General features: G+C 64.9%; 29 protein-coding genes. 17 read left to right on the top strand and 12 right to left on the bottom strand.

The genetic code is table 11. From position 1 onward, the window contains the following. Positions 1-198 precede the first annotated feature (198 nt). From N3C64_RS04135 to N3C64_RS04115, 5 genes are read left to right on the top strand one after another with little or no spacing between them, the layout of a single operon-like run. A complete protein-coding gene (locus tag N3C64_RS04135; protein WP_218628534.1) occupies positions 199-951 on the top strand; it encodes an ABC transporter ATP-binding protein in 753 nt (250 codons plus the stop codon). Continuing rightward, complete coding sequence (locus N3C64_RS04130; protein WP_218628533.1) at positions 948-1682, top strand: ABC transporter ATP-binding protein; 735 nt, start codon at positions 948-950, stop codon at positions 1680-1682. The genes N3C64_RS04135 and N3C64_RS04130 overlap by 4 nt, the downstream gene beginning before the upstream one ends. Continuing rightward, positions 1682-2587 (top strand): branched-chain amino acid ABC transporter permease, encoded by a 906-nt coding sequence (locus N3C64_RS04125; RefSeq protein WP_260012197.1) that lies wholly within the window; start codon positions 1682-1684, stop codon positions 2585-2587. The genes N3C64_RS04130 and N3C64_RS04125 overlap by 1 nt, the downstream gene beginning before the upstream one ends. Positions 2588-2590: 3 nt before the next feature. Continuing rightward, entirely contained in the window at positions 2591-3676 is a 1086-nt protein-coding gene (locus N3C64_RS04120) for a branched-chain amino acid ABC transporter permease (protein ID WP_260012194.1), read from the top strand. A gap of 40 nt (positions 3677-3716) precedes the next feature. Continuing rightward, on the top strand, positions 3717-4916 hold the full coding sequence (locus N3C64_RS04115) for an ABC transporter substrate-binding protein (protein ID WP_260012192.1): 1200 nt from the start codon (positions 3717-3719) through the stop codon (positions 4914-4916). 106 nt (positions 4917-5022) lie between these two features. Here N3C64_RS04115 and N3C64_RS04110 read toward each other — a convergent pair whose 3' ends face one another. Together N3C64_RS04110 and N3C64_RS04105 are read right to left on the bottom strand one after the other, a co-directional pair. Continuing rightward, entirely contained in the window at positions 5023-5433 is a 411-nt protein-coding gene (locus N3C64_RS04110) for a nuclear transport factor 2 family protein (RefSeq protein ID WP_260012189.1), read from the bottom strand. Then, positions 5430-6818, bottom strand: a complete 1389-nt coding sequence (locus tag N3C64_RS04105; RefSeq protein WP_260012187.1) for an aspartate aminotransferase family protein — start codon at positions 6816-6818, stop codon at positions 5430-5432. The genes N3C64_RS04110 and N3C64_RS04105 overlap by 4 nt, the downstream gene beginning before the upstream one ends. 107 nt (positions 6819-6925) lie before the next feature. Between N3C64_RS04105 and N3C64_RS04100 the strand changes: the two genes are divergently transcribed. Both N3C64_RS04100 and N3C64_RS04095 read left to right on the top strand, forming a co-directional pair. Further along, entirely contained in the window at positions 6926-7624 is a 699-nt protein-coding gene (locus N3C64_RS04100) for a GntR family transcriptional regulator (RefSeq protein ID WP_218628527.1), read from the top strand. A 99-nt stretch (positions 7625-7723) separates the two neighbouring features. Continuing rightward, positions 7724-8119: a VOC family protein gene (locus tag N3C64_RS04095; RefSeq protein WP_260012186.1), complete on the top strand. Its 396-nt coding sequence runs from the start codon at positions 7724-7726 to the stop codon at positions 8117-8119. Positions 8120-8170: 51 nt separating this feature from the next. Here N3C64_RS04095 and ilvD read toward each other — a convergent pair whose 3' ends face one another. The 4 genes from ilvD to N3C64_RS04075 all read right to left on the bottom strand — a co-directional run bounded on the left by ilvD (position 8171) and on the right by N3C64_RS04075 (position 13315). Next, positions 8171-10006: a dihydroxy-acid dehydratase gene (ilvD, locus tag N3C64_RS04090; RefSeq protein WP_260012185.1), complete on the bottom strand. Its 1836-nt coding sequence runs from the start codon at positions 10004-10006 to the stop codon at positions 8171-8173. 110 nt (positions 10007-10116) lie between these two features. Further along, positions 10117-10593 carry a Cys-tRNA(Pro) deacylase gene (gene ybaK, locus N3C64_RS04085; RefSeq protein ID WP_260012184.1) on the bottom strand — a complete coding sequence of 159 codons (477 nt, stop codon included), beginning with the start codon at positions 10591-10593 and terminating at the stop codon, positions 10117-10119. After that, positions 10593-12551, bottom strand: a complete 1959-nt coding sequence (gene parE, locus N3C64_RS04080) for a DNA topoisomerase IV subunit B (protein WP_260012183.1) — start codon at positions 12549-12551, stop codon at positions 10593-10595. Before parE ends, ybaK begins: the two co-directional genes overlap by 1 nt. A gap of 98 nt (positions 12552-12649) precedes the next feature. Continuing rightward, positions 12650-13315, bottom strand: a complete 666-nt coding sequence (locus tag N3C64_RS04075) for a glutathione S-transferase family protein (RefSeq protein WP_218628522.1) — start codon at positions 13313-13315, stop codon at positions 12650-12652. A gap of 157 nt (positions 13316-13472) precedes the next feature. Between N3C64_RS04075 and ppk2 the strand changes: the two genes are divergently transcribed. From ppk2 to N3C64_RS04050, 5 genes are all read left to right on the top strand, one after another. Continuing rightward, a complete protein-coding gene (ppk2, locus tag N3C64_RS04070) occupies positions 13473-14501 on the top strand; it encodes a polyphosphate kinase 2 (RefSeq protein ID WP_218628521.1) in 1029 nt (342 codons plus the stop codon). A gap of 78 nt (positions 14502-14579) precedes the next feature. Continuing rightward, positions 14580-15176: an SAM-dependent methyltransferase gene (locus tag N3C64_RS04065; protein ID WP_260012181.1), complete on the top strand. Its 597-nt coding sequence runs from the start codon at positions 14580-14582 to the stop codon at positions 15174-15176. Between the two features lie 112 nt (positions 15177-15288). Further along, a complete protein-coding gene (locus N3C64_RS04060; protein WP_218628519.1) occupies positions 15289-15738 on the top strand; it encodes a c-type cytochrome in 450 nt (149 codons plus the stop codon). A gap of 65 nt (positions 15739-15803) precedes the next feature. After that, positions 15804-16385 carry a cytochrome b/b6 domain-containing protein gene (locus tag N3C64_RS04055; RefSeq protein WP_260012178.1) on the top strand — a complete coding sequence of 194 codons (582 nt, stop codon included), beginning with the start codon at positions 15804-15806 and terminating at the stop codon, positions 16383-16385. Positions 16386-16471: 86 nt separating this feature from the next. Next, complete coding sequence (locus N3C64_RS04050; protein ID WP_218628517.1) at positions 16472-17815, top strand: MATE family efflux transporter; 1344 nt, start codon at positions 16472-16474, stop codon at positions 17813-17815. 8 nt (positions 17816-17823) lie between these two features. Here N3C64_RS04050 and N3C64_RS04045 read toward each other — a convergent pair whose 3' ends face one another. Together N3C64_RS04045 and N3C64_RS04040 are read right to left on the bottom strand one after the other, a co-directional pair. Beyond that, the gene (locus N3C64_RS04045; RefSeq protein ID WP_260012167.1) at positions 17824-18636 is read right to left on the bottom strand and encodes an alpha/beta fold hydrolase; all 813 of its coding nucleotides are present in this window, start codon (positions 18634-18636) and stop codon (positions 17824-17826) included. Then, complete coding sequence (locus tag N3C64_RS04040) at positions 18636-19232, bottom strand: 2-hydroxychromene-2-carboxylate isomerase (RefSeq protein ID WP_260012165.1); 597 nt, start codon at positions 19230-19232, stop codon at positions 18636-18638. The genes N3C64_RS04045 and N3C64_RS04040 overlap by 1 nt, the downstream gene beginning before the upstream one ends. Before the next feature lie 114 nt (positions 19233-19346). On the opposite strand from N3C64_RS04040, the gene N3C64_RS04035 reads away from it, so the two are divergent. The 3 genes from N3C64_RS04035 to N3C64_RS04025 all read left to right on the top strand — a co-directional run bounded on the left by N3C64_RS04035 (position 19347) and on the right by N3C64_RS04025 (position 22032). Next, positions 19347-20366, top strand: a complete 1020-nt coding sequence (locus N3C64_RS04035; protein WP_218628514.1) for a ribose-phosphate pyrophosphokinase — start codon at positions 19347-19349, stop codon at positions 20364-20366. 103 nt (positions 20367-20469) lie between these two features. Beyond that, the gene (locus N3C64_RS04030; protein ID WP_260012161.1) at positions 20470-21135 is read left to right on the top strand and encodes an esterase/lipase family protein; all 666 of its coding nucleotides are present in this window, start codon (positions 20470-20472) and stop codon (positions 21133-21135) included. Positions 21136-21189: 54 nt separating this feature from the next. Then, positions 21190-22032 (top strand): DMT family transporter, encoded by an 843-nt coding sequence (locus tag N3C64_RS04025; protein WP_260012158.1) that lies wholly within the window; start codon positions 21190-21192, stop codon positions 22030-22032. Between the two features lie 67 nt (positions 22033-22099). On the opposite strand, the gene N3C64_RS04020 is transcribed toward N3C64_RS04025, so the two are convergent. Genes N3C64_RS04020 through N3C64_RS04010 form a run of 3 tightly spaced genes read right to left on the bottom strand, consistent with a single transcriptional unit; the run spans position 22100 to position 23918 of the window. Next, on the bottom strand, positions 22100-23164 hold the full coding sequence (locus N3C64_RS04020) for a 5-(carboxyamino)imidazole ribonucleotide synthase (protein WP_260013075.1): 1065 nt from the start codon (positions 23162-23164) through the stop codon (positions 22100-22102). Then, entirely contained in the window at positions 23157-23645 is a 489-nt protein-coding gene (gene purE, locus N3C64_RS04015) for a 5-(carboxyamino)imidazole ribonucleotide mutase (RefSeq protein WP_218628984.1), read from the bottom strand. Before purE ends, N3C64_RS04020 begins: the two co-directional genes overlap by 8 nt. 54 nt (positions 23646-23699) lie before the next feature. Continuing rightward, positions 23700-23918 carry a YdcH family protein gene (locus N3C64_RS04010; protein WP_218628510.1) on the bottom strand — a complete coding sequence of 73 codons (219 nt, stop codon included), beginning with the start codon at positions 23916-23918 and terminating at the stop codon, positions 23700-23702. A gap of 206 nt (positions 23919-24124) precedes the next feature. Here N3C64_RS04010 and N3C64_RS04005 point away from each other — a divergent pair, with 206 nt between their 5' ends. Further along, positions 24125-24538 (top strand): Hsp20 family protein, encoded by a 414-nt coding sequence (locus tag N3C64_RS04005; RefSeq protein WP_218628509.1) that lies wholly within the window; start codon positions 24125-24127, stop codon positions 24536-24538. A 10-nt stretch (positions 24539-24548) separates the two neighbouring features. Continuing rightward, entirely contained in the window at positions 24549-24776 is a 228-nt protein-coding gene (locus N3C64_RS04000; protein WP_260012156.1) for a DUF1150 family protein, read from the top strand. 115 nt (positions 24777-24891) lie between these two features. Here N3C64_RS04000 and trxB read toward each other — a convergent pair whose 3' ends face one another. After that, positions 24892-25833 carry a thioredoxin-disulfide reductase gene (gene trxB / locus N3C64_RS03995; protein WP_260012153.1) on the bottom strand — a complete coding sequence of 314 codons (942 nt, stop codon included), beginning with the start codon at positions 25831-25833 and terminating at the stop codon, positions 24892-24894.

The raw sequence follows: 25833 nt of genomic DNA, 5'->3' as shown, positions 1-25833 counted from the left end.
CCTGTCCCGGAGCGGAGCGCACCGAGCGTCAAGTTTGGGCGCGCTCCGCGACAAGACAGGCCCGGCGCGCCGTGCGACGCTAAACACCCGGACGGCCCGAAAAGAGGCCGCCGAAACCACAGGGAGGGAAGACCCGACCCGAAAGCGCAGCTTTTGGGAACGGTAGCCCCTTTTCCAAGAACCGGATGGAAGGGCGGAATGCGCCAACTCGAAGCTGACAATATTTCCGTGGCCTTTGCGGGGCTCAAGGCGCTTTCCGAGGCGCGTCTGAGCGTGACGCCCGGCCATGTCACGGGTCTCATCGGTCCGAACGGTGCGGGCAAGACGACTCTGGTGAACGTACTGACCGGCTTTCAGGCGCCGACCGAAGGCGCGGTGAAGCTCGACGGCGAAAGCCTTGTCGGGCTTGCGCCGCATCAGGTCCGCCGCCGTGGCGTCGCGCGCACCTTTCAGGGCGGGCGCCTCTTTCGTGAACTGCCGGTGATCGACAATCTCGAGGTGACGGGCGTGGGCCTGGGCCTCTCGCGCGCCGCAGCGGTTGCCGAGGCGCAGGCAATGCTCGACTGGGTCGGCATCGCGCCGCTTGCGGACCGGATTGCCGGTACGCTGCCCTATACCGACGAACGCCGCGTGGCCATCGGCCGCGCGCTGATGGGGCGCCCGGGTTACATCCTGCTCGACGAGCCCGCAGCTGGCATGAGCGCGCCCGAGGCGGCAGAACTTGCCGCCCTGATCCGCCGCATTGCGACCGAGCTGAACTGCGGCGTGTTGCTCATCGAGCATAACGTGGGCCTGGTGCTGGAAACCTGCGACCATATCGTCGTGCTCGACTCCGGCGCCGTGATCGAGGACGGCCCGCCCGAGCAGATCCGCGCCTCGGAAACCGTGCGCCACGCCTATATGGGGACCGCCGCCGACAGCACTCTTCCTGTTCTGGAGGTGATGCAATGAGCTTGCTTGCCGTTTCCGATGTCACCATCCGTTATGGCCGCCTGACCGCGGTGCGCGAGGTGGCCTTCACGCTGGCCGAGGGCGAGATCCTGTTCATCACCGGCCCGAACGGTGCGGGGAAGTCCTCGCTGATGCGGGCGATCGCGGGTGTGACGCCGCCTGCGGGCGGGCGGATCGACTTTGGCGGGATCGAGATCACCGGTCGCGCCCCCGAAGAGATCGCGCGCATGGGCCTGTCGATGGTGCCCGAGGGGCGCGATGTCTTCGGCTCGCTCTCGATTGAGGAGAACCTGCTTCTGGGCACGGGCATGCATTCGCGCGAACGCGGCTGGAAAGCCCGCGCGGCGAGCGCGCTGGAAGAGGTCTACGACACCTTCCCGATCCTCAAGGAGCGCCGCCACGGCCAGGCGGGGCTGCTGTCGGGCGGGCAGCAACAGATGCTGGTGATCGGCCGGGCGCTAATGACCAACCCACGCCTCATCGCCATCGACGAGCCCTCGCTCGGCCTCGCGCCCAATATCACAGATCAGGTCTATGAGCGGCTGATCGGGCTGCGCGCGCACCGCAAGCTGACGCTGCTGATCGTCGAGCAAAGCTCGACCCGCGCGGTGATGGTCGGCGGCCGGATGATCCTGATGCGCGGCGGGCAGATCCTGCTCGACGGCGATGCGGGCGCGATGGGCCAAAGCGAGGCCCTTCAGGCCGCCTATTTCGGATATGGAGAGCACTGATGCTGCAGGTATTGTTCGACGCACTCAGCCTCGGCTCGCTTTACGCGCTCGGAGCGCTCGGGATCGCGCTGATCTTCGGGGTGATGCGGCTGGTGAACTTCGCCCATGGCGACGTTATCGCCTTCTCGGTCTTCGCGCTTTTGTGGCCCTCGACCGATGCGGTGGCCATCGTCTTCGCGGGCCACATGCCGTGGTTCCTCTTGATCCCCTTCGTGCTGGCGGTGGGGGCGGGGCTATCGGTCCTTTCCGAAATCGTCGTTTTCCGCCGCTTCCGCCACGCAAGCCCGGCCACGATGATGATCGCCTCCTTCGCGCTCGGTTTCGTTATCCGCTACTTCCTGCTGATGCTGTTCTCGAGCCGGCCGAAGTCGATCTCGCTCTTGCCGGCGCTCAGCCAGCCGGTCGAGATCCTCGGCGCCCGGATGCCGCTCTTGCAGCTCATCACAATCCTCGCGACCATCGTCATGCTCATCGCGCTCTCGGTCTTCGTGCGCCGCACCCGGTTCGGGCTTGAGATGCGCGCCGCGGCCGAGAACTTCACCATGGCACGGATGCTGGGCGTGCGCGCGAACCGGGTGATCATGGGGGCCTTCGCGCTTTCGGGCGCTCTGGCCGGGGCTATCTCGATCATTCTGGGCGCACAGACCGGCACGGCCGACATCCAGATGGGCGGGGCGGTCATGCTGATGGCCTTCATCGCCACCGTCATTGGCGGCCTCGGCTCGCTTGAAGGGGCAGTGCTGGCGGGGTTCCTGCTCGGGGCGGCTTCGGTCGTGATGCAGACCGTGCTGCCGCCCGAGGCGCGGCCCTTCCGCGACGCCTTCGTCTACGGGGCGGTGATCCTCGTGCTTCTCTTCCGCCCGCAGGGCCTGATCGCCGCGCGCGGCACCAAGGAAAGGGTCTGAGCCATGGCCAGCTTCCCCAAAGTGAAATCCGTGGCCCTTCGCACGATCTCGACGCCCCTGATCCTATCGGCCGTTCTTGTCGTGCTCGCCCTGGTCACCGTCGCCTATGGCTCGCGCCCCTTCAACCAGACGATGATCGACATCTTCGTGCGGGTGATCCTGGTGACCGGGCTTAATATCTTCGTCGGTAACTCGGGTGTCCTCAGCTTCGGCCATATCGGCTTTACCTGCATGGGCGCCTATGCGGCCGCCTGGCTGACGATGCCGCCGATGATGAAAGAGCTCTCGTTCCCGGGCCTGCCCGACTGGCTCAAGGCGCTGCAACTGCCCTATGGGCCGGGGGCGGTTTTGGCGGGGATCTTCGCCGGGGTCTTCGCGCTTATTTTCGGGCGCATCCTGATGCGGCTCTCGGGGATTGCTGCCAGTATCGCAACCTTCGCCATGCTGGCGATGATCAACACGATCTACGCGAATTGGGAAAGCGTCACCTCGGCGACCAATTCGGTTGTCGGCATCCCGATCGTGCGCACCATCTGGCCGTATCTGATTGGCGCGATTGCCGCCGTGTTCATCGCCTGGGCACATGCGATCTCGCGCCATGGCCTTGCACTGCGCGCGGCCCGTGACGAACCGACCGCGGCGCTTGCTTCGGGCATCGACATCCCCCGCGTGCGGCTTGTGGCCTTCACGCTCTCGGGTGCGGTTGTGGGCCTGGGCGGGGCGCTGATGGCGCATTCGATCGGTGTCGTGACACCCGACACCTTCTATCTGGGGCTGACCTTCATCACGCTTTCCATGCTCGTTGTTGGCGGCATCGGCACGCTGACCGGCGCGGTGATGGGCGTTGTCCTGCTGTCGCTGCTGATCCAGGGGCTGCGCTGGCTCGAACGTGGCGTGCCCGTGGGCGAGAGCACCTTTGCCTTGCCGGGCGGTCTTCAGGAAATCCTGCTCGGCGTCGTGATGATCGTGATCCTCGCGCGCCGTCCCTCGGGGCTTTTTGCCCGTGAATTCGTCTGGCCCGCGCGGCTAGGCGCAGGGCGGAGGAACTCCTCCGCCGCAACCCGAAACGTCCCTGCAGGGGACGCGTGAAACATCAAAACCAACCAAAATCGACCAACAGGAGAACACCATGATCCGCACCCGACTGATGACTGGCCTGAGCGCGCTCGCGCTGGCCGTGACGCCGATGACCGGCGCGCTGGCCGAAGACGCCGACGGCAATATCGTTGTGGGCTTCGCCACCGCCGAAACCGGCTTCATGCAGGCCTATGACAAACCCGCGCAGGACGCCGCGATGATCCGCATCGAAGAGATCAACGCGGCGGGCGGTCTGCTTGGCAAGCAGATCAAGGTGGTCAATGCCGACACCAAGACTGACCGGGCCGAGGGCGCCAAGGCGGGGCTGAGCGTTCTTGATGCGGGGGCCGATCTGGTCGTCGTGTCCTGCGACTACGATTTCGGCGCGCCGGCCGCTCTGACCGCGGAAAGCTCGGGCAAGGTGTCGTTCTTCCTCTGCGCGGAATCGATCAAGGCTGGTGTGCAGGGCGTCGGCCCGCATTCCTTCTCGGCCTCGGTTCTGGCGGCGGTGCAGGGCGCGACCATGGCGCAATGGGCACATGAGAAGAAGGGCGCGCGCGATTTCTATCGCCTGCTGGACACCTCCTATGTCTACAACAAGGGCATCTGCGACGGTTTCGACTGGATGCTGCCGACGCTGGCAGATGCGAACCTTGCGGGCGAGGACGTGTTCAAGAACGACGACGCCTCGATTGCGGCCCAGATCAGCCGCATCAAGGCGCTGCCGAAAGAGCCCGACGCGATCATGCTCTGCACCATGATGCCGGGGGCTGTGTCGGCCATCAAACAAATCCGCGCCGCTGGCATCAATTCGATGATCCTCAACGGTTCGGCGGTCGACGGCAGCTACTGGCTTTCGGCGGTGCCGGATCTGTCGGACTTCTACGTGCCGGTGCAGGGTTCGGTCTATGGCGATGACCCGAACCCGGACGTGAACGCGTTCAACGCGCTCTACAAGGAAAAGACCGGTTCGGACCCGGCAACGCAGTACACCTATCCGGGTTACGTGATGATCGACGTCTGGGCCAAGGCCGTCGAGCGCGCCGGTTCGATTGATGCAGGTGCCGTTGTCGCCGAGCTTGAAAAGATGGACGGCGAGCCCACGCTCTTCGGTCCGCGCACCTTCACCCCCGAGCTGCACCACCAGAACAAGGCGCGCTATCTGATCGCCGAAGTCAAGGATGGCACGCCGGGCATCGTCGACGAATGGACGATCTCGGAGCCGGTGCCGATGGAAGCGCTGATGAAGTGATCCTGGCGCGCCGGGGCATTCCCCGGCGCGGCCACGGGCCTCCTTGGAAACGACAACGCCCGGGCGATCTGCCCGGGCGTTTTCTTGTTGGTCGCAGGCGGTAGGACTAGCCCGCCTTGCGATAGCTGTCCTTGCGCGCGATACGATCCTGATCGAAGACGAGGATGTCGCAGCCGTCGACCTCGACCTTGGTTCCATCCGTCCGGGTGCCGGTAAAGCGCCAACTCGTCAAAGCGCGATCCCCGATCAGTAGCGTCTCGCGCGGGGCCCAATGTGCATCGGGGAAGGCCGCGAAGATCGCCGCATAGGCCGCCTCGACCGCCGCGCGCCCGGCGTGGCGGACCCCTTCGGGGTCTGGGCCCGCCGCGCCGTGAAAGGCGCAATCCACGGCCATGCAGCGCATCAGCCCCGCGAGATCACGGGCATTCCACGCTTCTGCGAAGGCCGCGAGCGTCCTTCTCCGCGCGGCCTCGAGGGCCAAATCCTGCGCGTCGATTGCGCGTTGCGCTTGGGTCATGCGATCCCCTCTGCCGCGACCCGTGCGGCGGTGCGCTCAAGCGTCGTTTCCATCCGCGCGAGGATTTCGGCGATGTCGGCCTCGTTCACGATCAGGGGCGGGCAGAGCGCGAGTTGATCACCGATCGCGCGGAAGATCAGCCCCGCCGCATGGCCTTCCTCGGTGGCGATGGCGCCCACGCGCCCAATCGGGTCGAAGGGCCGTTTGGTCGCCTTGTCGGCCACCAGTTCAAGCGCCCCGATCAGCCCCGCGCCGCGCGCCTCGCCCACGAGCGGATGCGCGCCAAGCCTGCGCAGTCCTGACTGGAACGTAGCTTCCAGCCGAGCGGCATTCCCCATCAGATCACGCTCTTCCATGATCGCGAGGTTCTCAAGTGCAACCGCCGTGGCCACCGGATGCCCGGAGGCGGTGAAGCCATGGCCAAAACTGTTGAGCTTGTTCGTGTTGTCCGCAACCACCTGATAGATCTCGTCCGAGAAGAGCAGCGCAGCCAACGGCATGTAAGACGAGACGATCTGTTTCGAGACGGTCATGATGTCGGGCTTGAACCCGTATTTCTGGCAGCCGAACGGCGTTCCGAGCCGGCCGAAACCGCAGATCACCTCGTCCGACACCAGCAGGATGTCGTATCTCCGGCAGAGTGCCTCGATCCCCTGCCAATATCCTTCGGGCGGAGGCATGACGCCGCCCGCAGCCATCAGCGGTTCGCCGATGAAAGCGGCAATGGTATCCGGCCCTTCCTCCAAAAAAACCGCCTCGGCCTCCGCGACGAGGCGCGCGGCAAACTCTGCCTCGCTCTCGCCGGGAAGGCCGAAGCGGTAGTGGTGCGGACACGTCAGGTGCCGCACGGGGATCGCGGGAAGGTCGAAGTCCTTGTGGTTGACGGGCAGGCCGGTCAGGCTGCCTGACGCGACGGTGATCCCGTGATAGCCTTTGTTCCGGGCGAGGAATTTCTTCTTCTTGGGTAGGCCGCGCGCGTTGTTGTAATACCAGACGAGCTTGACGATCGTGTCGTTCGCCTCAGAGCCTGAGTTGGTGAAGAACACCCGGTCGAGGCCCGCGGGCGTCATCTCGATCAGCTTCTCGGCAAGCCGGATCGAGGGCTCGTGCGCCTTCGAGGCAAAGGTGTGGTAATAGGGTAGCTTCAGCATCTGCTGATAGGCGACGTCGGCGAGGCGCTTCTCGGAAAAGCCGACCGCGACTGACCACAGCCCTGCCAGACCTTCGATGTAATCCTTGCCATTGGTGTCCCAGACCCGGATCCCGTCACCGCGTTCGATGATCACGGGCCCGTTTTTCTCATGCAGGCGCGCATTGGTGTTTGGGTGCAGCGTCGATGCGATGTCGGCGGCTGCGAGCGAGTTGGACAGTGGAGAGACGAACATGCGACCTCGGCGATTTTGTTATAACGATTCGCGACAGTTTTTCAGGAGTGCTTGAAATTCGCAATGAGTCGTGCAACTTGTTATAACAAATTTTTGCTATGGACCCGATGCCTGACCTAGACGCCGACCCAGTTGCCCCTTCCGAGACCTCTGCTCCGGCGCCGCAGGGGCCGTTGCATGAACAGGTGTTTCGCCGACTCAGCGCCGATCTCATGGCCGGGCGCTTCGCCGCCGGACAGAAGCTGCCGCTGCGGGCGCTTGCCGTGGAGATGGGCACGAGTCTGATGCCGGTGCGCGACGCGGTCCAGCGGCTCGAAAGCCTTGGGGCGCTGGTCTCGACGCCCGGACGCACGATGATGGTGCCGCAACTCAGCAGCGAGGAGCGCGCCGATCTGATCCGGCTACGAATGCTGCTGGAAACCGAGACCGTGCATGCGGCTGCCGAACGGCGGAGCGAAGAGGATCTGGCCGATCTTTCCGAGGATAATGCCGCGATGCGCATTGCGGCCGAGCGGGGAGATACCACCGCCTTCCTGGCCGCGAACCTGCGTTTTCACCGCGGCCTTGCGGCGGCGGCGCGAATCCACTTCCTGGAGGCGTTGCTTGACCCGCTTTGGATGAGGCTTGGCCCCGTGGTGCGCGAACTGACGCCCGATCGCGCGAATATGCTGCGCACGACTGACTATCATGACCAGATCCTGCGCGCCTTGTTGCGCCGCGATGGGGCGGCCGCGCAGGCCGCGCTTTCCGCCGATGTGATGGACGGGGTGCAGGCGATCACCGCAGGCGCCCTGCCGCAGGGTTGAGAGAGGATCCGTCGCGCAGGCGGGGCTGAGCGGCGCCGCGCCAGAGGTTGCGGCTGGGTGCCGCGCTTTCTAATCTGCGCGCCAGAACAGGAGGGGCCCATGGCCAAGATGATCCATTCGATGATCCGCGTGCTGGACGAGGCGCGTTCGGTCGCCTTCTACGAGGCGGCGTTTGGTCTCAGCGTAGCCGAGCGGCTCGATTTTCCGGATTTCACATTGCTCTACCTGTCGAACCCGGAAAGCACCTTCGAGCTGGAGTTGACGGTCAACAAGGGCCGGTCCGAGCCTTACGATCTGGGCGATGGCTATGGCCATATGGCGGTCTCGGTTGTGGATGCGGCGGCCGAACATGCGCGGATGGAGGCGGCGGGTCTTGCCCCGCGCAAGATCGTCGATTTCGCTCCCGCAGGGCAGGTGATTGCGCGGTTCTTCTTTATCGCCGACCCCGATGGTTATCAGATTGAGGTGCTCGAACGCGGTGGGCGCTACCTCTAACGAAAAAGGCCGCGCCAGAGAGCGCGGCCTTTTCACTTCGTTGAGACGCGATCACTTCGGCAGGATGCGCACGCCACCCTTGGCCGCCGACGACGCCAGCATCGCATAGGCCTTGAGCGCGGTCGAAACGGCGCGCGGGCGCGGTGCGGCGGGGGCCCAAGGCAGGGGGCCCTTGGCGGCGCGGCGCGCCTCCAGCACATCCTCGGCCACGGCCAGGTGGATCGTGCGGTTCGGGATGTCGATCTCGATCAGATCGCCGGTTTCCACCAGACCGATCAGCCCGCCTTCCTCTGCCTCGGGCGAGACGTGCCCGATCGAAAGGCCCGAGGTGCCGCCCGAGAAGCGGCCATCCGTCAGCAGCGCGCATTTGGCGCCAAGGCCCTTCGATTTCAGATAGGAGGTCGGGTAGAGCATCTCTTGCATCCCCGGCCCGCCGCGCGGTCCTTCGTAGCGGATCACCACCACTTCGCCAGCGACGACCTTGCCGGTCAGGATGCCCGACACGGCGTCATCTTGCGATTCGAACACCTTGGCCGGGCCCGAGAACTTGAGGATCGAGTCATCCACGCCCGCAGTTTTCACGATGCAGCCATCAAGTGCGATATTGCCCGACAGCACCGCAAGCCCGCCATCCTTCGAGAAAGCGTGTTCGACCGAGCGGATCACGCCCTTGGCGCGGTCGCGGTCCAGCTCCTTGTAGCGGTTCTGGGTCGAGAAGGCCTGCGTGGTGCGCACGCCGCCCGGCGCCGCCCGGTAGAATTCCTCGACCTTGGGGTCGTTGGCGGTCATCACGTCCCACTTGGCGATGGCTTCGGCCAGCGTGTCGGAATGAACGGTGCGCACGTCGCCATGCAGCAGGCCGCCACGGTTCAGCTCGCCCAGAATGGCCATGATGCCGCCTGCGCGGTGCACGTCTTCCATATGCACGTCCTGCTTGGCGGGCGCGACCTTCGACAGGCACGGAACCTTGCGCGACAGGCGGTCCATGTCGGCCATGGTGAAATCCACCTCGCCCTCATGGGCAATGGCCAGCAGGTGCAGCACGGTGTTGGTCGAGCCGCCCATGGCGATATCGAGGCTCATGGCGTTCTCGAAGGCCTCAAAGGTCGCGATCTCGCGCGGCAGCAGGCCCTTCTCTTCACCCTCGTAATGGCGCTTGGTGATCTCGACGATCTTGCGGCCGGCTTCAAGGAACAGCTCCTTGCGGTCGGCGTGGGTGGCCAGCATCGAGCCGTTGCCCGGCAGCGCAAGACCAAGCGCCTCGGCGAGACAGTTCATCGAGTTCGCGGTGAACATCCCCGAGCACGACCCGCAGGTCGGGCAAGCGGCCTTCTCGATCGCGAGAACTTCCTCGTCGGTGTATTTGTCATCGGCGGCGGCGACCATCGCATCGACCAGGTCGAGGTCGTGGCCGACGATATCGGCGCCTTCCTTGCCCGCTTCCATCGGGCCGCCCGAGACGAAGATCACCGGGATGTTGAGGCGCATGGCGGCCATCATCATGCCGGGCGTGATCTTGTCGCAGTTCGAAATGCAGACCATCGCATCGGCGCAGTGGCCGTTGACCATGTATTCGACGCTATCGGCAATCACCTCGCGCGAGGGCAGCGAGTAGAGCATCCCGTCATGGCCCATCGCGATGCCGTCGTCGATGGCGATGGTGTTGAATTCCTTGGCCACACCGCCTGCGGCCTCGATCTCGCGCGCGACCATCTGGCCCAGATCCTTGAGGTGGACGTGGCCCGGCACGAATTGCGTGAACGAGTTGACGACCGCGATGATCGGCTTGCCGAAGTCGCTGTCGGTCATGCCGGTGGCGCGCCAGAGGCCACGGGCGCCCGCCATGTTGCGGCCATGGGTGGATTTGCGGGAACGGTAATAGGGCATCTGGCTCCTCCGAGATCTTGGCCGCCCGAAGCGCGGCGTTGCGCCCTCATAGCGCAGGCGAGGGGGATTTGCCAACGCCGAACGGCGTTGCAACGCTGCAAATCAAGGGGTCAGTCGGCGCAAAGCGGGTGGGGCGCACCGCAGCTGGCGGCCAGCGCATCGGCGGGGGCGAGGGCCACCATCATGCCGCGCTTGCCGCCGTTGATGACGACCTCAGGCACGGTAAGGGCGCTGGCCTCGAAGGCCACCGGCACGCGGCGCTTTTGCCCGAAGGGACTGATGCCGCCGGTGTGAAAGCCGGTCAGGCGCTCGGCCTTGTCGGGGGGCATCATCGTGGCCGACTTGCCGCCGAAAGCCGTGGCTACCCGTTTCATCGACAGCGAGCGGTCCGAGGGGATCACCGCGCAGGCGGGTTTGCCATCGACCTCGACCATCAGCGTCTTGAGGACCCGGCCCGGATCGGCCCCGACCGCCTCGGCCGCGTGCAGGCCGATCTTGTCCTGCCCGGACACGTAGTCGTATTCCATCACGCGAAAGGCCACCTTCGCCTGTGTCAGCGCGCGGGTGGCCGGGGTCTGGGTGCTCATTACACGTCCAGCTCTTCCACGAATTGGGCGTTTTCCTGAATGTACTGGAAGCGCAGCTCGGGCTTCTTGCCCATCAGACGCTCGACCAGATCGGCGGTTTCGCCGGGCAGATCGTCATGGATCGTCACCCGGATCAGCTTGCGCGTGGCGGGGTTCATCGTGGTGTCCTTCAGATCCTTGGCGTCCATCTCGCCCAGACCCTTAAAGCGCTGCACGTCGATCTTGCCTTTGCCGCCCAGACCCTTCTTCAGCCATTCCTCTTTCTCGGCATCATCGGCTACATACAGCCGCTTCGCCCCCTGTGTCAGGCGGTAAAGCGGCGGGCAGGCCAGATAGAGGTGCCCCTTGTCTATCATCGGGCGCATCTGGGTGAAGAAGAACGTCATCAAAAGCGAGGCGATATGCGCCCCGTCCACGTCGGCGTCCGTCATGATGATGATCTTGTCGTAGCGCAGATCGTCGATGTTGAACTTGGTGCCAAGACCCACGCCAAGCGCCTGCGACAGGTCGTTGATCTCCTGGTTCTGGCCGAGCTTGTTCGACGCCGCCCCAAGCACGTTCAGGATCTTGCCGCGCAGGGGCAATAGCGCCTGGGTCTGCCGGTCGCGCGCCATCTTGGCCGAACCACCCGCCGAGTCGCCCTCGACGATGAACAACTCGGTCCCGGCGCGATTGGTGGCCGAGCAATCCACGAGCTTGCCGGGCAGGCGCAGCTTCTTGGTGGCAGATTTACGCTGCGTTTCCTTTTCCTGACGGCGCCGCAGGCGCTCTTCGGCGCGCAGCACGAGGAAATCGAGGATCGCGCCGGCCGATTTCGTGTCGGCCGCCAGCCAGTTGTCGAAGTGGTCGCGCACCGCGCCCTCGACCAGCCGCTGTGCCTCGACGGTGGCAAGCCGGTCCTTAGTCTGGCCCACGAATTCCGGCTCGCGGATGAAGCACGACACAAGCGCGCAGCCGCCCGTCAGCAGATCCTCGCGGGTGATCTCCTTGGATTTCTTGTTGTTGACCAGCTCGCCATAGGCGCGGATGCCCTTGAGGATCGCGGCCCAGAAGCCCGCCTCATGCGTGCCACCTTCGGGGGTGGGGACGGTGTTACAGTAGGACTGGATGAACCCGTCGCGCGAGGGCGTCCAGTTGATCGCCCACTCGACCAGGCCGGGCACGCCGAACTTCTCCTGGAACTGCACCTTGCCCGCGAAGGGGCGGTCGGCATAGGTCGCGGCCTTGCCAAGCGTCTCGGTCAGGTAGTCGGCAAGACCGCCCGGGAAGTGAAACACCGCCTCGCTCGGGGTCTCGCCATCGTCGATCTCGGTTTTCCAGCGGATCTCGACGCCCGAGAAGAGATAGGCCTTCGAGCGCACCATCTTCATCATCCGCGCGGGCTTGAAGCGGTGATGGCCAAAGATCTGCTCGTCGGCATGGAAGGTGACCGTGGTGCCGCGCCGGTTCGGCGCCGCGCCGATCTTGGCGACCGGCCCCTGCGGGAGGCCGCGCGAGAAACGCTGCTCGAACAGCTCCTTGTTGCGCGCCACCTGCACGACCATCGTATCCGACAGCGCGTTCACGACCGAGGCGCCCACCCCGTGCAGACCGCCCGAGGTCTGGTAGGCATCGCCCGAGAACTTGCCGCCCGCGTGCAGGGTGCACAAGATGACCTCAAGCGCCGATTTGCCGGGGAATTTGGGGTGCGGGTCGATCGGGATGCCGCGGCCGTTGTCGCGGATCGTGACCGAGTAATCGGCGTTCAGCTCGACCTCGATGCGGCTGGCGTGACCCGCCACGGCCTCGTCCATCGAGTTGTCGAGGATCTCGGCCACCATATGGTGCAGCGCGCGTTCATCCGTGCCGCCGATATACATCCCCGGCCGCTTGCGCACCGGCTCCAGCCCTTCGAGCACCTCGATCGAGGAGGCGTCATAGGCTTTCTCGGGCTGCGCGGAGAGAAGATCGTCGGCCATGCTGCTCGCTTTCTTTTGTAGCTTTGAGGGAAAGAGATACAGCAGCTAGGGGCGGGTGAGCAAGCACGGGGGCAGACCCGCGCCTGCTTTGGACCCGATCAGGCCGGCTCGCCGTCGCGCGTTGCCCACATCTTCTTGAAGGCTGGACGGGACTGGCACAGCTCCAGCCAGCTCTTGACGCGCGGCACCTGCGCCATCAACGGCGCGTGGGGTTGGGCATAGCGCACGATCTCGGCCATGTTGATGTCGGCCACCGTGAAGCGCCCGCCAACCATGTGGCTATGCGCGGCCAGATGGACCTCGAGCGCCTTGAGCGGGCGCAGCAACTGGTCGGCCGAAGTCTCGATCACGCGCTGGCCGCCCTCATCCACGCCCTTGGCATAGGCGAAGGTGATCTCGAGCGCGGGACCCTCGATCGCGGTGGCGCCGTAAAGCGCCCATTGCATCATCAGCGCCTCTTCGCGCGCATCGCGCGGAGCCAGCGTGCCGCCAGCCTTCTTGGCAAGATAGAGGTTGATCGCAAGCGACTCGGACAGCAGCAGGCCTGCATCCTCCATCACCGGGATCGCGCCTGCCGAGGTCAGCCGCAGATACTCCGGGCTGCGCGTGTTGAAAGGGGCATCCGGTGCCAGCGGGTCGATGCCCTTGGCCTCAAGCCGGTAGGCCTGGATGACCGGCTTGAGGGTGTAGGGCAGGCCCAGTTCCTCAAGCGCCCAGATGTTGCGCGTCGCGCGCGAGCGGTACATGCCGTAAAGGGTAATCATCGCCGTCTCCTGTTCGATGGGGGCAGGTTGGCCTGCCTGTGTCCGGAAGAAAAGAGCGATTTTCGATCTGGAATTGCTCTAGGTTGATGCGCATCAAGGCGGGTTTGCCGGTTTTCCGCTATGGCGCATCGAGTTCAGATTGATTGGAGGGATGTGCATGGAAGATCAGATCGCAAAAGAAGAAATTCAAGCTGTAGAGGAAGCTCCGACTGTTCCGGCCGCCAAGGTCGAAGCGGTTCCTGTGGCGAAACCTGTCGATCCGAACGAGCCGCACCCCGCAGTCGTTCCCGGCGAGCCAGAGAGCGTCGGCCCCAAGAGTTTTCCGCGCGTCGATCCCAATGCCATCCGCCTTGCTTTTGAGACCGGGAAATACCCCTATTCTCGCCGCTTGGGCCGCCCGACCTACGAGAAGGAAAAGGCCCAGCTTCAGGCCGAACTGCTCAAGGTTCAGCTGTGGGCGCTGGAGACGGGGCAGAAATTCGTCATTCTTTTCGAAGGCCGCGACGCCGCCGGCAAGGGTGGCACCATCAAGCGTTTCAACGAACACCTCAATCCGCGTTTCGCGCGCGTCGTGGCGCTGAACAAGCCCACTGACGAAGAGCGCGGCCAATGGTATTTCCAGCGCTATATCCGCTGGATGCCGACGGCGGGCGAGATGGTTTTCTACGACCGCAGCTGGTATAACCGTGCGGGCGTGGAGCGGGTCATGGGCTTCTGTTCCGCCACCGAATACCTCGAATTCATGCGCCAGACGCCTGAGCTGGAGCGGATGCTCGTGCGCTCGGGGATCCGGCTCTACAAATACTGGTTCTCCGTTACGCGCGATGAACAGCGTCGCCGCTTCAAATCGCGCGAGACCGATCCGCTCAAGCGCTGGAAGCTCAGCCCGATCGATCTGGCGTCGCTGGACAAGTGGGATGACTACACCGAGGCAAAGGAGGCGATGTTCTTCTACACCGACACCGCCGACGCGCCCTGGACCATCGTCAAGTCGAACGACAAGAAGCGCGCACGGCTGAACTGCATGAAGCACTTCCTCTCGACGCTCGATTACCCGGACAAGGACCTGAGCATCGCAACGCCGCCCGATCCGCTGATCGTCGGTCACGCAAGTCATGTGGTCCATCAGTCGGAGCATATCCTGGGCGCCTCGCTGCATCCCGATCAGCGCCGCACCCGGACCTGAACAATCGCGCGCGGCAGGTCGTCAGCTTGCCGCGCGCCGTTTTTCCACCATCCTTGATCTGGTCGAACGGGGGTTGAGATGAGTTGGAACGAGCGTTTTTCCGGACCTGACTTTCTTTTTGGCACCGAGCCTGCGGATTTTGTGCGCCGCCAGGCGTGGCGGCTAGCGCCGGGCGCCCGCGTGCTGAGCCTGGCCGAGGGCGAGGGGCGCAACGCGGTCTATCTGGCGGGGCAGGGGCTGCGGGTGACGGCGTTTGAATCCTCGCCCAACGCGCTGGCAAAGGCGCGGGATCTGGCGCAGGCGCGTGGTGTCAGCGTCGATTGGCGCGCGGCGGATCTTGCCAGTGTTGACTGGCCCGAGGCGCAATTTGACGCGGTTCTGGCCTGTTTCATCCAATTCGCCGATCCCGCCTTCCGTGCGCGGATCTTCGACGGAGCCGCTCGAGCGCTGCGGGCGGGCGGTCTGATGCTGATCCATGGTTTCGCCACGCGCCAGCCCGGCTACGGCTCGGGCGGGCCGGGAAATGTCGCTCACCTCTACACGCTCGATCTGCTGCGCGAGGCTTTCCCCGGGTGGCCCATCCTGCATCAGGCCGATTACGACGCGATCCTTGACGAGGGTGTGGGACACGCCGGGCGCGCGGCGCTTGTTGACTTTATCGCGAGCAAGCCCTGAAGGGCTGGACGTTGCCCGCCGGGGAATGTCACATTCCGTTTCGGCGATATTTGCGCCGGAAACGATACCCGACCGCGTAACACCGGAACCATCCATTCAAAGGAGACGCTTCATGCGCCGAATTCTTCTTGCCGCCATTCCCGCAGCCCTCGTGTTCGCATCCTCTGCCTTCGCCGACCCGATGGCCACGGTCGAGGCCCGTCAGGCCTATTTCAAGTCGCTTGGCGCGTCGATGAAGGCGATGGGGCCGCTGACCCAGTCCTTTGATGCCGAGGCTGCTAAGGCCGAGACCGCCAAGCTTGAAGCCATTCTGGCGACGGATACCGCGCCGCTTTTCGCGCCGGGAACCTCGGATGCGGATGTGCCGGGCAAGACCCGTGCCATGGCCAAGATCTGGGAAGATATGGAGAATTTCGGCGCAAAGGGCAAAGCCATGCATGAGGCCGGGGCCGAGCTGATCGCTGTGGCCCAAGGCGGGGATGGCGCCGAGTTTGCTGCCGCCTATGAGAAGTTTGGCGGCGCCTGCAAGGCCTGCCACGACGTCTATCGCCTGCCCGAGTGATCGCGCCACGCAATGACCTCGTGAGGCCGCGCCGCGCGCGGCCTCGCAAGAAGGAGTGACGCCCCATGAGTTCACCCCCCGAAAAATCCGCGCCGCAGATCTGGGACCCGGCGCTGCGCGCCTTCCATTGGCTGCTGGTGCTGGCCGTGGTCGGCGGCTGGATGCTGGGCCAGTTCGGTCCGCTGAAGATGACGCTGCATTTTTACGCGGGTTACACGGTCATCGGGCTGCTGGCGTTTCGCCTGATCTGGGGGCTGATCGGTCCGGCCAACGCGCGTTTCGCGCAATTCGTCAAAGGACCCAAGGCGGTGCTGGCCTATCTGCGGACCTTGCCCGCGCGGGCGGCTTCGCACAGCGATGGCCATAACCCGCTTGGCGGATTGTCGGTCGTGGCAATGCTGCTGGTGTTGGCGGGGCAGGTGGGAACGGGTCTCATCATCGACCCCGAGGATTATATCAATATCGGGCCGTTTGCGGATTCGGTCTCGACGTCCTGGAACCGTTGGGCGCTTGGCTGGCATCACCGGCTGGGGGTGTTGCTGCTGATCCTTGTGGTGCTCCATGTCGGCGCCATCCTGTTCTACCGTTTCTGGAAGCGCGAAGACCTTGTGACGCAGATGATCACCGGGCGGCGCAAAGAGCGCTAGGCACGCAGGAATCTGTGGACGAGGCAAATTCGCTCGGCTAGCGTCGCTCGATGTTTACCTTGCAGTCAAATTTAGATGCGGGCCGGATGACATTTACGGGCCATTCCAAAGCGCTCCTGACGCTCGGCCTGCCGATTATCGGCTCCAACCTGGCGCAGATGGGGCTGCATGTCACCGATACGATCATGCTGGGCTGGTATGGCGTGCCCGAGCTGGCCTCGGTCGTACTGGGTTCGAGCTATTTCTTCTTCCTGTTCATCCTTGGGTCCGGGTTCTCCTATGCCGTGATGGGGCGCGTTGCCGCCAGCCTTGGCGCGGGGGACGATACGCAGGCGCGACGCGATGCGCGGATGGGGCTGTGGCTGTCGATCCTCTACGGTGCGCTGGTGACGCCGCTGATGTGGAATTCGGGGCAGATCCTGATCCTGCTGGGCCAACAGCCCGAGCTTGCCGCGCTGGCGCAGGAATATCTGCGGATCGCGATGCTGGGCATGGTGCCCGCGCTGATCATTGCCGTCCTCAAAGGCTTTCTTGCCGCGCAGGAGCGAACTCAGGTCGTGATGTGGGTCACCTGGCTGGGGGTGGGCCTGAACATCGTGCTGAACTGGATGTTCATCTTCGGCAACCTGGGTGCCCCCGAGATGGGGGTGCGCGGGGCGGCGCTGGCTTCGGTTGCGGTGCAGATCGCAACCGCGGGGCTTTTGATGCTTTACGCGGCCTATGCGCCCGCTTTGCGTCATGTGCATCTGTTCCAGCGCTTCTGGCGCCCGGATTGGCCGTCCTTCTACTCGGTCGCGCGGATGGGGATTCCGATCGGGCTGACCTCGCTGTCCGAGGCGGGGTTGTTTCAGGCCTCGGCGCTGATGATGGGCTGGATTGGCACGCGCGAACTGGCGGCACACGGGATCGCGCTGGAACTCGCCTCGCTGACCTTCATGGTGCATATGGGCCTGTCGAACGCGGCCACGGTGCGCGCGGGCCGTGCCTCGGGCGCGCGCGACATAGTGCGTCTGCGCGATGGGGCGCTGGTCGCGCAGGTGCTCTCGCTCGTGTTCGGGCTGGTGACCGTTGTGGTGTTTCTGGCGATCCCTCAGCAGCTTATTGGGCTGTTTCTGGACCGCACCAACCCCGAGGCGCCCGCAATCATGGCGTTTGGCGCGCGGCTGATGGTTGTCGCTGCGCTGTTCCAGCTGTTCGACTCGACGCAGGTCATGGTGCTTGGGCTTCTGCGCGGGGTGCATGACACGCGCGTGCCGATGTGGGTGGCCACGATCAGCTATTGGCTGATCGGCATCCCCTCAAGCTACGTTCTGGCCTTCCCGCTTGGCTACGGCGGGGTCGGTCTGTGGCTTGGCCTCGTGATCGGGCTGGCCTGCGTCGGCCTGACGCTGAGCGTTCGCTTCTGGCGCGGGCCGTGGCTGCGCGCCTGAAGGGCGCGTCAGCTGCGGTCGAGGTTCAGGGCGATCAGTTCGGACAGTTGCTGCGCGTGGGTAAGCGGTAGCATGTGCCCCGCGCCCGGCACGCAGGCGGTTCCGACATCGGGCAGGCGCGCGGCGATGGACTCGCACACGCGGGCCGTGATCGGCGGGCTGCGGTCTCCGTGAACCAGCAGCACCGGTGCGTCGATCTGCTCCAGGCCGCCCTCGCGGCAGATATTCCCGGGGTCGTCGAAATTGCCCGGCGCGACTTCGGCGATGATCGCCATCTGCGCGATGAACTGCGCGCGCTGATGCGCCGGCAGCGCCTCCCACGGCAGCCCAACTCCCCAGTCCCGGACAAAACGACGTGCAGCCTCTTCGTGCTCCCCGGCAGCCATCAGCGCCTCGAGGTGGTCCTGGTGGGGCCGCAGGGTGTTCCATTCCGCCGTGTTCCGGGCGGCCGCGAACAGGACCGGTTCAACCAGCGTCAGGGATCGTACCGCTTCCGGAGCGGCCACGGCGATACGCAGCGCTACGATAGCGCCGAAACTGTGCCCGATCAGATCCACTGGCCGTTCGATGAAAGAGGCCGCGATTTGCGTGGCCAGCCGCTGATAGGCGCCCGGCTCGACCGTCTCCGGGGTCCACGGCGCGCTTTTGCCATGACCGGGAAGGTCAAAGGTTATTGCGCTGATCTGCGCGCCAAGCGGCGCGAGAACCGGCGCCCACATCTCGCCTGCGCCCAACATGCAATGGATCGCCAGCGCAGGACGCTCTCCTTCGCCGATGACCTGCCAGTTGGTCTCGGCGCCCTGTCGAATATCCCTGGGCATCAGAGCGTTCCCAGATGCTCGTCGAGGAACTCCAGCCGGTCCTGCCCCCAGAAACGCTGATCGGTCTTTCGCACGATATAGAAAGGCGTGCCGAAGACACCCTGTTCGACGGCGTCTTCGAGGTTGCGTTCATAGGCCATCGCGCCGTCGAACAGCCCCGTGGTCACGAGATTGCCGTCGAACCCATTGGCCTCCAGCGCCGCGCGGATTACCGCATCATCGGCGATGTCCTTGTCCTCGGCCCAACGCGCGCGCAAGATCGCATGGGTCAGCCCCCCCAGATCGCCGCCGCCGGCCTTCTGCGCGGCAATGATCGCGTAAGACGCAGGCGCGGGGTTGTGCGGCGTGACCATGCCGGTGTCCATCTCCATCCCAAGGCGCTTCGACCAGCGATCAAGCTCTTGCTTGCGGTAGGCCACGCGATTGGGGTGGCGCGCGGCGGGACGCGTGCCCCCGGTACGGTCGAACAGGGACATCACGTCAAACGGCCGATAGGTGATCGTCGCGCCGTGGCGAGCCGCAATTTCCTCAAGACGGGTGCCCGCCAGATAGGTCCAGGGGCTGAGAACAGAGAAAAAATAGTCAATATGGGCCATCGGGCACCTTTCACGCGCGCGTCATGTTTGCGGGCAGGCTAGGCCGGTGCTAAGGCAGGCGCAATCCCCCCGAATCCGCCGGCGCTGCTCCCGGCGCAGCCGAAAGGTGACCTGATGCCTGCCATGACCGAACCGAAACTGATCTCCGGCAATGCCAATAAGGTGCTGGCGACTTCCATCGCACGGCGGATGTCCATGCACCGCGGCATGTCGGTCGGACTGGTCGATGCGCGCGTCGAGCGTTTCAACGACCAGGAGATCTTCGTCGAGGTCTACGAAAACGTCCGCGGCGAGGACATGTACATCATCCAGTCGACCTCGCGCCCGGCGAACGACAACCTGATGGAACTGCTGATCATCACCGATGCGCTCAAGCGCTCCTCGGCCGATCGCATCACCGCCGTGATCCCCTATTTCGGCTATGCCCGCCAGGATCGCCGCGCCAAGGCGCGCACGCCGATCTCGGCCAAGCTGGTGGCGAACCTGCTGACCGAGGCGGGCGTCGACCGCATCCTGACGCTTGATCTGCACGCAGCCCAGATCCAGGGCTTCTTCGATATTCCGGTGGACAACCTCTATGCCTCGCCGATCTTCGCGCTGGATATCCTGCACCACTTCAAGGGCCAGACCGACGACATCATGGTGATCTCGCCCGACGTCGGCGGCGTGGCCCGCGCGCGTGAGCTTGCCAAGCGGATCAACGCCCCCCTCGCCATCGTGGACAAGCGCCGCGAGAAGGCCGGCGAAGTCGCCGGCATGACCGTGATCGGCGACGTGAGCGGCAAGAAGTGCATCATCGTGGACGACATCTGCGACACCGCAGGCACGCTGTGCAAGGCCGCCGAGGTGCTGATGGAGGCCGGCGCGACCGAGGTTCACGCCTATATCTCGCATGGCGTCCTGTCGGGCCCGGCGATAGAGCGTGTGACCAATTCGGTCATGAAATCGCTGGTCATCACCGACTCGATCGAGCCGACCGACGCCGTGAGGGCCGCCAAGAACATCCGCATCGTGCCGACCGCGCCGATGTTTGCCCAGGCGATCCTGAATACCTGGTCGGGTACCTCGGTGTCGTCGCTCTTCGAGACCGACACGCTCGTGCCGATCTACGAAGGTCTCTATTCGCAGGGCTGAGTTCTGGCCAGCACCCGAGAGCCGCGATAAGGTCCGGTCCATGTGGGTCCGGGCCTTTCTTCTTTTCCTGCTGTCGACTTTGCCCGCCTCGGCGGAGTGCGTCGTGCTACTGCACGGGCTTGCGCGTGGCCCCGCCAGTCTGAGCGTGCTGGAAAAGGTGCTCACGCGGCGCGGCTATCAGGTCGTGAACGCCGACTACCCCTCGACCAGCCGCGCTCTGCCCGAGCTTGTCAGCTATGTCGAGGATGCCGTGACCCGCTGCTCCGAGGGCCCCGTGAAGGTCGTGACCCATTCGATGGGCGGGATCTTGCTGCGACTTTGGGCGACCGAGCCGGGAAACAGCGCGCGCATCGGCCGCGCGGTCATGCTGGCGCCGCCTGCGCAGGGATCGGAGATTGTCGATACCTTCGGCGATCAGGCGTGGTTTGCCTGGCTGAACGGCCCCGCCGGCCTGCGCCTCGGGACCGGCCCCGACGGGATCGCGGCCCAACTGCCGCCCGTGAATTTTCCCGCCGGGGTGATCGCGGGAAACGAAAGCCTCAACCCGGTGACCTCGGCGCTGATCCCGGGACCGGATGACGGCAAGGTCTCGGTCACCAGTACCCTCGGCGCAGGGATCAGCGCGCATATCGTTCTGCCCGTGACCCATACCTGGATGATGAACGATCCCCGGGTGATCCTCGAGGTGCTGAGCTTCATCGAAACCGGCGATTTTCGCCCTGAAATGAGCTGGATAGCGGCCTTCAAAGAGCTGGCCTCCCGCCACTAACCGCCGCACAGAAGGCGCGTTGCATTCCCCGCGCCCCTCGCGCAGGATGCCGCCATGCGTCTCTTCCTGCTTGTCTCGCTTGTCATGGTGGCCTTTGCCGCGAATTCGGTACTGAACCGGATGGCGGTTTTCGGCGCCGGGCTCGACCCGGAATGGGTGGCGGTTCTGCGCCTGGGCGCGGGCGCGGTCGTGCTGCTCGGGTTGACGTTGGCGCTGCAAGGCGCGCAGTCGCTACGGATCAGCCCCAAGATCGTTCTGGTGGGCATGGCGACGCTGTTTCTCTATATCTACGGCTTCTCCATCGCGAGCGGGTTGATCGACGCGGGCGTCGGCGCGCTGGTGCTGTTCGGCTCGGTCCAGATCACCATGTTCGTGGGCGCCTGGATCACGCGAGAGCGCCTGACCCGCTGGCGCCTGATCGGCGCGGCGCTGGCCTTCGCGGGCCTGGTGACGCTGCTCCTACCCGGTTCGAGTGGCGCTCATATCGATCCGCCGGGCGTGGGTCTCATGGTGCTCGGCGGTATCGGCTGGGGACTCTACTCGCTCAACGGGCGGGGCGTGCGCGACCCGCTCGCGGCATCCGCCCTCAACTTCACGCTGGCGCTGGTTCTGGCGCTCGGCTGGCTTGCAGCCTCGGGCGATCCGGGGCAGGGGCAGGCTTGGGGTATCTGGCCCGCACTGGCGTCGGGCGCGATCACCTCCGGGCTTGGCTATGCGCTCTGGTATCGCGTGCTACCGCAGGTTCCCGCCAGCCTCGCCGCGATCGCGCAGCTCTCGGTGCCCCTCATCGCGGCGCTTGGCGGCGCGCTCTTGCTGGCCGAGGTGCCCGGCCCCCGCTTCTGGATCTCGGCCACCCTCGTCCTTGGGGGCATTGCGCTCTCGCTGAAGAAATCCTGATTTCTTCTTGGCGGAAATACCTCGGGGGAGAGGGCCGCAGGCCCGAGGGGGCAGCGCCCCCGCGCGCTCAGAGCACGCGGTTCACATGCCCCATCTTGCGCCCGGCCTTTGCTTCGGCCTTGCCGTAAAGATGGATCTGCGTGCGCGGCGTCTTGGCCAGATCCGGCACCATCGCCACATCGTCGCCAATCAGGTTCAGCATCTCGACATCGGCATAGCGGCTGCCATCGCCAAGCGGCCAACCGGCGACCGCGCGGATATGCTGCTCGAACTGATCGACCGCACAGCCTGCCTGCGTCCAGTGGCCCGAGTTATGCACCCGCGGCGCAATCTCGTTCACCAATAGACCCTTGGGTGTCACGAACAGCTCCACCCCCATCACGCCGACATAGTCGAGCGCGTTGAGGATCCGCGCCGCGATCAGGATCGCATCGGTGCGCTGCGCCTCCGAGATCCGCGCGGGCACGGTGGTCGTGTGCAGGATGCCGCTCTTGTGGACATTCTCGCCCGGATCGAAACAGGCGACCGAGCCATCCAGCCCGCGCGCCGCGATCACCGAGATCTCGGCCGAGAAATCGACAAAGCCTTCCAGAACGGCGGTGGCGCCCTCCATCGCGGCCAGCGCGGCGGGGGCATCCTCGGGCGCCATGATCCGCGCCTGACCCTTGCCGTCATAGCCAAGCCGCGTGGTCTTGAGGATGGAGGGCGTTCCGATCTTCGCGATCGCGGCCTCAAGCGAGGCCATGTCGGTCACCTCGGCCCAGGGCGCGGTGGCCAAGCCGATCTCGTTCAGAAAGCTCTTCTCGTGAATGCGATCCTGGCTGATCGCCAGAACGCGGCGACCCGGGCGGATCGCGCGGGTGGCCTCGATCAGGTCCAGCGCCTCGGTGGGGATATTCTCGAACTCGTAGGTCACCACATCGACCGAGGCCGCGAACTCGACCAGCGCCGCCGCATCGTCATAGCTTGCGGTGGTCACCCGATGCGCAACATGGCCCGCCGGGGGCTCGGCGCCCGGCTCGAAGATGTGGCACTTGAAGCCAAGGCGCGAGGCCGCAACCGAGAGCATCCGCCCCAGCTGCCCGCCGCCAAGAATGCCAATGGTCGCGCCGGGTTGCAGCATCTCACTCATCGGCAGGCTCATCCGGGATCGAGGCGGAAAGGGCGTCGCGCCATGCATCAAGGCGCGCGGCCAGATCGGCGTCATTGATGGCGAGGATGCCAGCGGCCATCAGGCCAGCATTGGCCGCGCCCGCCGCACCGATCGCCATGGTGGCGACCGGAAAGCCCTTGGGCATCTGCACGATCGAATAAAGGCTGTCCACGCCCGACAGCGCGCGGGTCTGGACCGGCACGCCAATCACCGGCACGCGGGTCTTCGAGGCCATCATGCCCGGCAGGTGTGCCGCGCCACCCGCGCCCGCGATGATCACATGCAGGCCGCGCTCGACGGCGCTCTTGCCATAGGTCCAGAGACGGTCGGGGGTGCGGTGCGCCGAGACGATCTTTTTCTCGTAGGCGATGCCAAGCTCGTCGAGGATGGTTGCCGCCTCGCGCATGGTGGACCAGTCCGACTGGCTGCCCATGATGATTCCAACTTTAACGCCCATGATCGTCCCTCCGTCCGAGGCGCGCACTATAGGCAGGTGCGTCGCGGGAGCAAGGGCTCAGGCGATGATGTCGGGCGTCAGGTGGTCCTCGATCCGCGCAATCTGGTCCTTGAGCGCGAGTTTCTGCTTCTTCAACCGCACAAGGCGCAATTGGTCGGGATGCCCGGCCTGTTGCAGCGCGTGAATCGCCTCATCAAGGTCGCGGTGCTCGCTTCTGAGCACCTCAAGTTTCATGCGGAGCACCTCTTCAGGGTTCATCTCGATATGTGCGTTCATATCTGGCATCCGTTTGGCTGGCGTGACGACTCGGTCGCAGAGAACGTTAATATAACAATTGCGCGCCCTTGCGGTGGAAAAATCGGCCTGTGCGCGAAGGCCGCACCCTCTTGCAGCGCATCTTTCATCTGCCCATATCTTGAAGGAAGGGATGGCCGCACGCGCGGGATCCTGTTTGCAACGTCGCTTGAAGAAGGGCTTGCCACATGACGAAACTGAGCTTTGGCGCGCATCCGTACCTGCTGGGCTTCGACCAGCTTGAGCGCCTTGTCGAGCGGACGGTGAAATCCGGCTCGGACGGCTACCCGCCGTATAACATTGAGCAATCCGGGGCCGACGCGTTTCGCATCACGCTGGCCGTGGCCGGCTTTTCCGACGCCGATCTGTCGATCACCATGGAGGACCGCGCTCTGGTCATCCGCGGACGGCAGGCCGATGAGGGGGCAGAGCGCCTGTTCCTGCACCGCGGTATCGCGGCGCGTGCCTTCCAGCGCAGCTTCGTGCTGGCCGAGGGGGTCGAGGTTGCGGGCGCAGGGCTGGAAAACGGTCTTCTGCATATCGACCTGAAGCGGGCGCAGCCCGACCCTGTCGTGCAGACGATCCCGATCCACCGCAAGTAAGGAGGCGCGCATGGATACGAAATTCGACTTCGGTCACGAAGGCGGCGAGCGCATCGTCTATGTCCGCCCCGTCGATGTGAGCGAACTGCCTGAAGAGGTGCAAGCCCAGGCGGGCGGGCTGCGCAAGCTTTATGCGGTGCACGACGCCAATGGCGAGCGGCTGGCGCTGGTGAAGGATCGCGCGCAGGCCTTCATCCTGGCGCGGCTGAACGATCTGGCGCCGGTGAACGTGCACTGAGCCCGCGACAGGCGAATACCAAGGGGGCCGGCTGGCCCCCTTTGTCATTTGCCCGTGAAATGCAAAACGCCCCGGCAGGCCGGGGCGTTTGCTGTTTCGATGGTCGATGGCACGGTTATTCGTGCTCGGCCAGCCAACGCTCGGCATCAAGCGCGGCCATGCAGCCCATGCCCGCCGAGGTCACGGCCTGGCGATAGACGTGGTCGGTCAGGTCGCCCGCAGCGAACACGCCCTCGATCGAGGTTTGGGTGGTGCCCGGCTCGACCTTCACATAGCCGCCGTGGTGCAGCTCCAACTGGTCCTTGACCAGTTCCGAGGCAGGGGCATGGCCGATGGCGACGAAGAAACCGTCGCAGGGGACCACGCGCTCTTCGCCGGAATTCACGTCTTTCGCACGCACGCCGGTCACGCCAAGCGGCGCCTCGGTGCCGACGACCTCTTCGACCGTATGGTTCCAGAGCACCTCAACCTTGGGGTTCTTGAACAGGCGCTCTTGCAGGATCTTCTCGGCGCGGAAGCTGTCGCGGCGGTGGATCACCGTCACCTTCGAGGCGAAGTTGGTCAGGAACAGCGCCTCTTCAACGGCCGTGTTGCCGCCGCCGATCACGACCACTTCTTTGCCGCGATAGAAGAACCCGTCGCAGGTCGCGCAGGCGGAGACGCCAAAGCCCTTGAACTTCTCTTCCGAGGGCAGCCCGAGCCAACGCGCCTGAGCACCGGTTGCAAGGATCACGGCGTCGGCCTCGTAGGTGGTGCCCAGATCGCCCTGTGCGACGAAGGGTCGCTTGGAAAGGTCAAGCGACATGATCGTGTCGCTGATGATCTCGGCGCCCATCGCGCGAGCGTGCTCTTCCATCTGCACCATCAGGTCGGGGCCCTGCACCTCGGTGCGGCCCGGCCAGTTCTCGACCTCGGTGGTGATGGTCAGCTGGCCGCCGGGCTGCAGGCCCTGTACCAGAACGGGGTTCAGCATGGCGCGCGCGGAATAAACCGCTGCCGTGTAGCCCGCCGGGCCGGACCCGATGATCAGAACCTTGGTTTTCTTCGTCTCGCCCAT

Source organism: Sedimentimonas flavescens, from assembly GCF_025154035.1.
Taxonomy (GTDB): domain Bacteria; phylum Pseudomonadota; class Alphaproteobacteria; order Rhodobacterales; family Rhodobacteraceae; genus Rhodobacter; species Rhodobacter flavescens.
Note: the sequence above shows the minus strand (reverse complement) of the source record. Positions and strands in the feature narration are given on the sequence as shown.

Excerpts from the sequence above, each read along its gene's own strand:
- N3C64_RS04135 (WP_218628534.1), top strand. The coding sequence starts at position 199 with ATGCGCCAACTCGAAGCTGACAATATTTCCGTGGCCTTTGCGGGGCTC.
- N3C64_RS04130 (WP_218628533.1), top strand. The coding sequence starts at position 948 with ATGAGCTTGCTTGCCGTTTCCGATGTCACCATCCGTTATGGCCGCCTG.
- N3C64_RS04125 (WP_260012197.1), top strand. The coding sequence starts at position 1,682 with ATGCTGCAGGTATTGTTCGACGCACTCAGCCTCGGCTCGCTTTACGCG.
- N3C64_RS04120 (WP_260012194.1), top strand. The coding sequence starts at position 2,591 with ATGGCCAGCTTCCCCAAAGTGAAATCCGTGGCCCTTCGCACGATCTCG.
- N3C64_RS04115 (WP_260012192.1), top strand. The coding sequence starts at position 3,717 with ATGATCCGCACCCGACTGATGACTGGCCTGAGCGCGCTCGCGCTGGCC.
- N3C64_RS04110 (WP_260012189.1), bottom strand. The coding sequence starts at position 5,433 with ATGACCCAAGCGCAACGCGCAATCGACGCGCAGGATTTGGCCCTCGAG.
- N3C64_RS04105 (WP_260012187.1), bottom strand. The coding sequence starts at position 6,818 with ATGTTCGTCTCTCCACTGTCCAACTCGCTCGCAGCCGCCGACATCGCA.
- N3C64_RS04100 (WP_218628527.1), top strand. The coding sequence starts at position 6,926 with ATGCCTGACCTAGACGCCGACCCAGTTGCCCCTTCCGAGACCTCTGCT.
- N3C64_RS04095 (WP_260012186.1), top strand. The coding sequence starts at position 7,724 with ATGGCCAAGATGATCCATTCGATGATCCGCGTGCTGGACGAGGCGCGT.
- ilvD (WP_260012185.1), bottom strand. The coding sequence starts at position 10,006 with ATGCCCTATTACCGTTCCCGCAAATCCACCCATGGCCGCAACATGGCG.
- ybaK (WP_260012184.1), bottom strand. The coding sequence starts at position 10,593 with ATGAGCACCCAGACCCCGGCCACCCGCGCGCTGACACAGGCGAAGGTG.
- parE (WP_260012183.1), bottom strand. The coding sequence starts at position 12,551 with ATGGCCGACGATCTTCTCTCCGCGCAGCCCGAGAAAGCCTATGACGCC.
- N3C64_RS04075 (WP_218628522.1), bottom strand. The coding sequence starts at position 13,315 with ATGATTACCCTTTACGGCATGTACCGCTCGCGCGCGACGCGCAACATC.
- ppk2 (WP_218628521.1), top strand. The coding sequence starts at position 13,473 with ATGGAAGATCAGATCGCAAAAGAAGAAATTCAAGCTGTAGAGGAAGCT.
- N3C64_RS04065 (WP_260012181.1), top strand. The coding sequence starts at position 14,580 with ATGAGTTGGAACGAGCGTTTTTCCGGACCTGACTTTCTTTTTGGCACC.
- N3C64_RS04060 (WP_218628519.1), top strand. The coding sequence starts at position 15,289 with ATGCGCCGAATTCTTCTTGCCGCCATTCCCGCAGCCCTCGTGTTCGCA.
- N3C64_RS04055 (WP_260012178.1), top strand. The coding sequence starts at position 15,804 with ATGAGTTCACCCCCCGAAAAATCCGCGCCGCAGATCTGGGACCCGGCG.
- N3C64_RS04050 (WP_218628517.1), top strand. The coding sequence starts at position 16,472 with ATGACATTTACGGGCCATTCCAAAGCGCTCCTGACGCTCGGCCTGCCG.
- N3C64_RS04045 (WP_260012167.1), bottom strand. The coding sequence starts at position 18,636 with ATGCCCAGGGATATTCGACAGGGCGCCGAGACCAACTGGCAGGTCATC.
- N3C64_RS04040 (WP_260012165.1), bottom strand. The coding sequence starts at position 19,232 with ATGGCCCATATTGACTATTTTTTCTCTGTTCTCAGCCCCTGGACCTAT.
- N3C64_RS04035 (WP_218628514.1), top strand. The coding sequence starts at position 19,347 with ATGCCTGCCATGACCGAACCGAAACTGATCTCCGGCAATGCCAATAAG.
- N3C64_RS04025 (WP_260012158.1), top strand. The coding sequence starts at position 21,190 with ATGCGTCTCTTCCTGCTTGTCTCGCTTGTCATGGTGGCCTTTGCCGCG.
- N3C64_RS04020 (WP_260013075.1), bottom strand. The coding sequence starts at position 23,164 with ATGAGTGAGATGCTGCAACCCGGCGCGACCATTGGCATTCTTGGCGGC.
- N3C64_RS04010 (WP_218628510.1), bottom strand. The coding sequence starts at position 23,918 with ATGAACGCACATATCGAGATGAACCCTGAAGAGGTGCTCCGCATGAAA.
- N3C64_RS04005 (WP_218628509.1), top strand. The coding sequence starts at position 24,125 with ATGACGAAACTGAGCTTTGGCGCGCATCCGTACCTGCTGGGCTTCGAC.
- N3C64_RS04000 (WP_260012156.1), top strand. The coding sequence starts at position 24,549 with ATGGATACGAAATTCGACTTCGGTCACGAAGGCGGCGAGCGCATCGTC.
- trxB (WP_260012153.1), bottom strand. The coding sequence starts at position 25,833 with ATGGGCGAGACGAAGAAAACCAAGGTTCTGATCATCGGGTCCGGCCCG.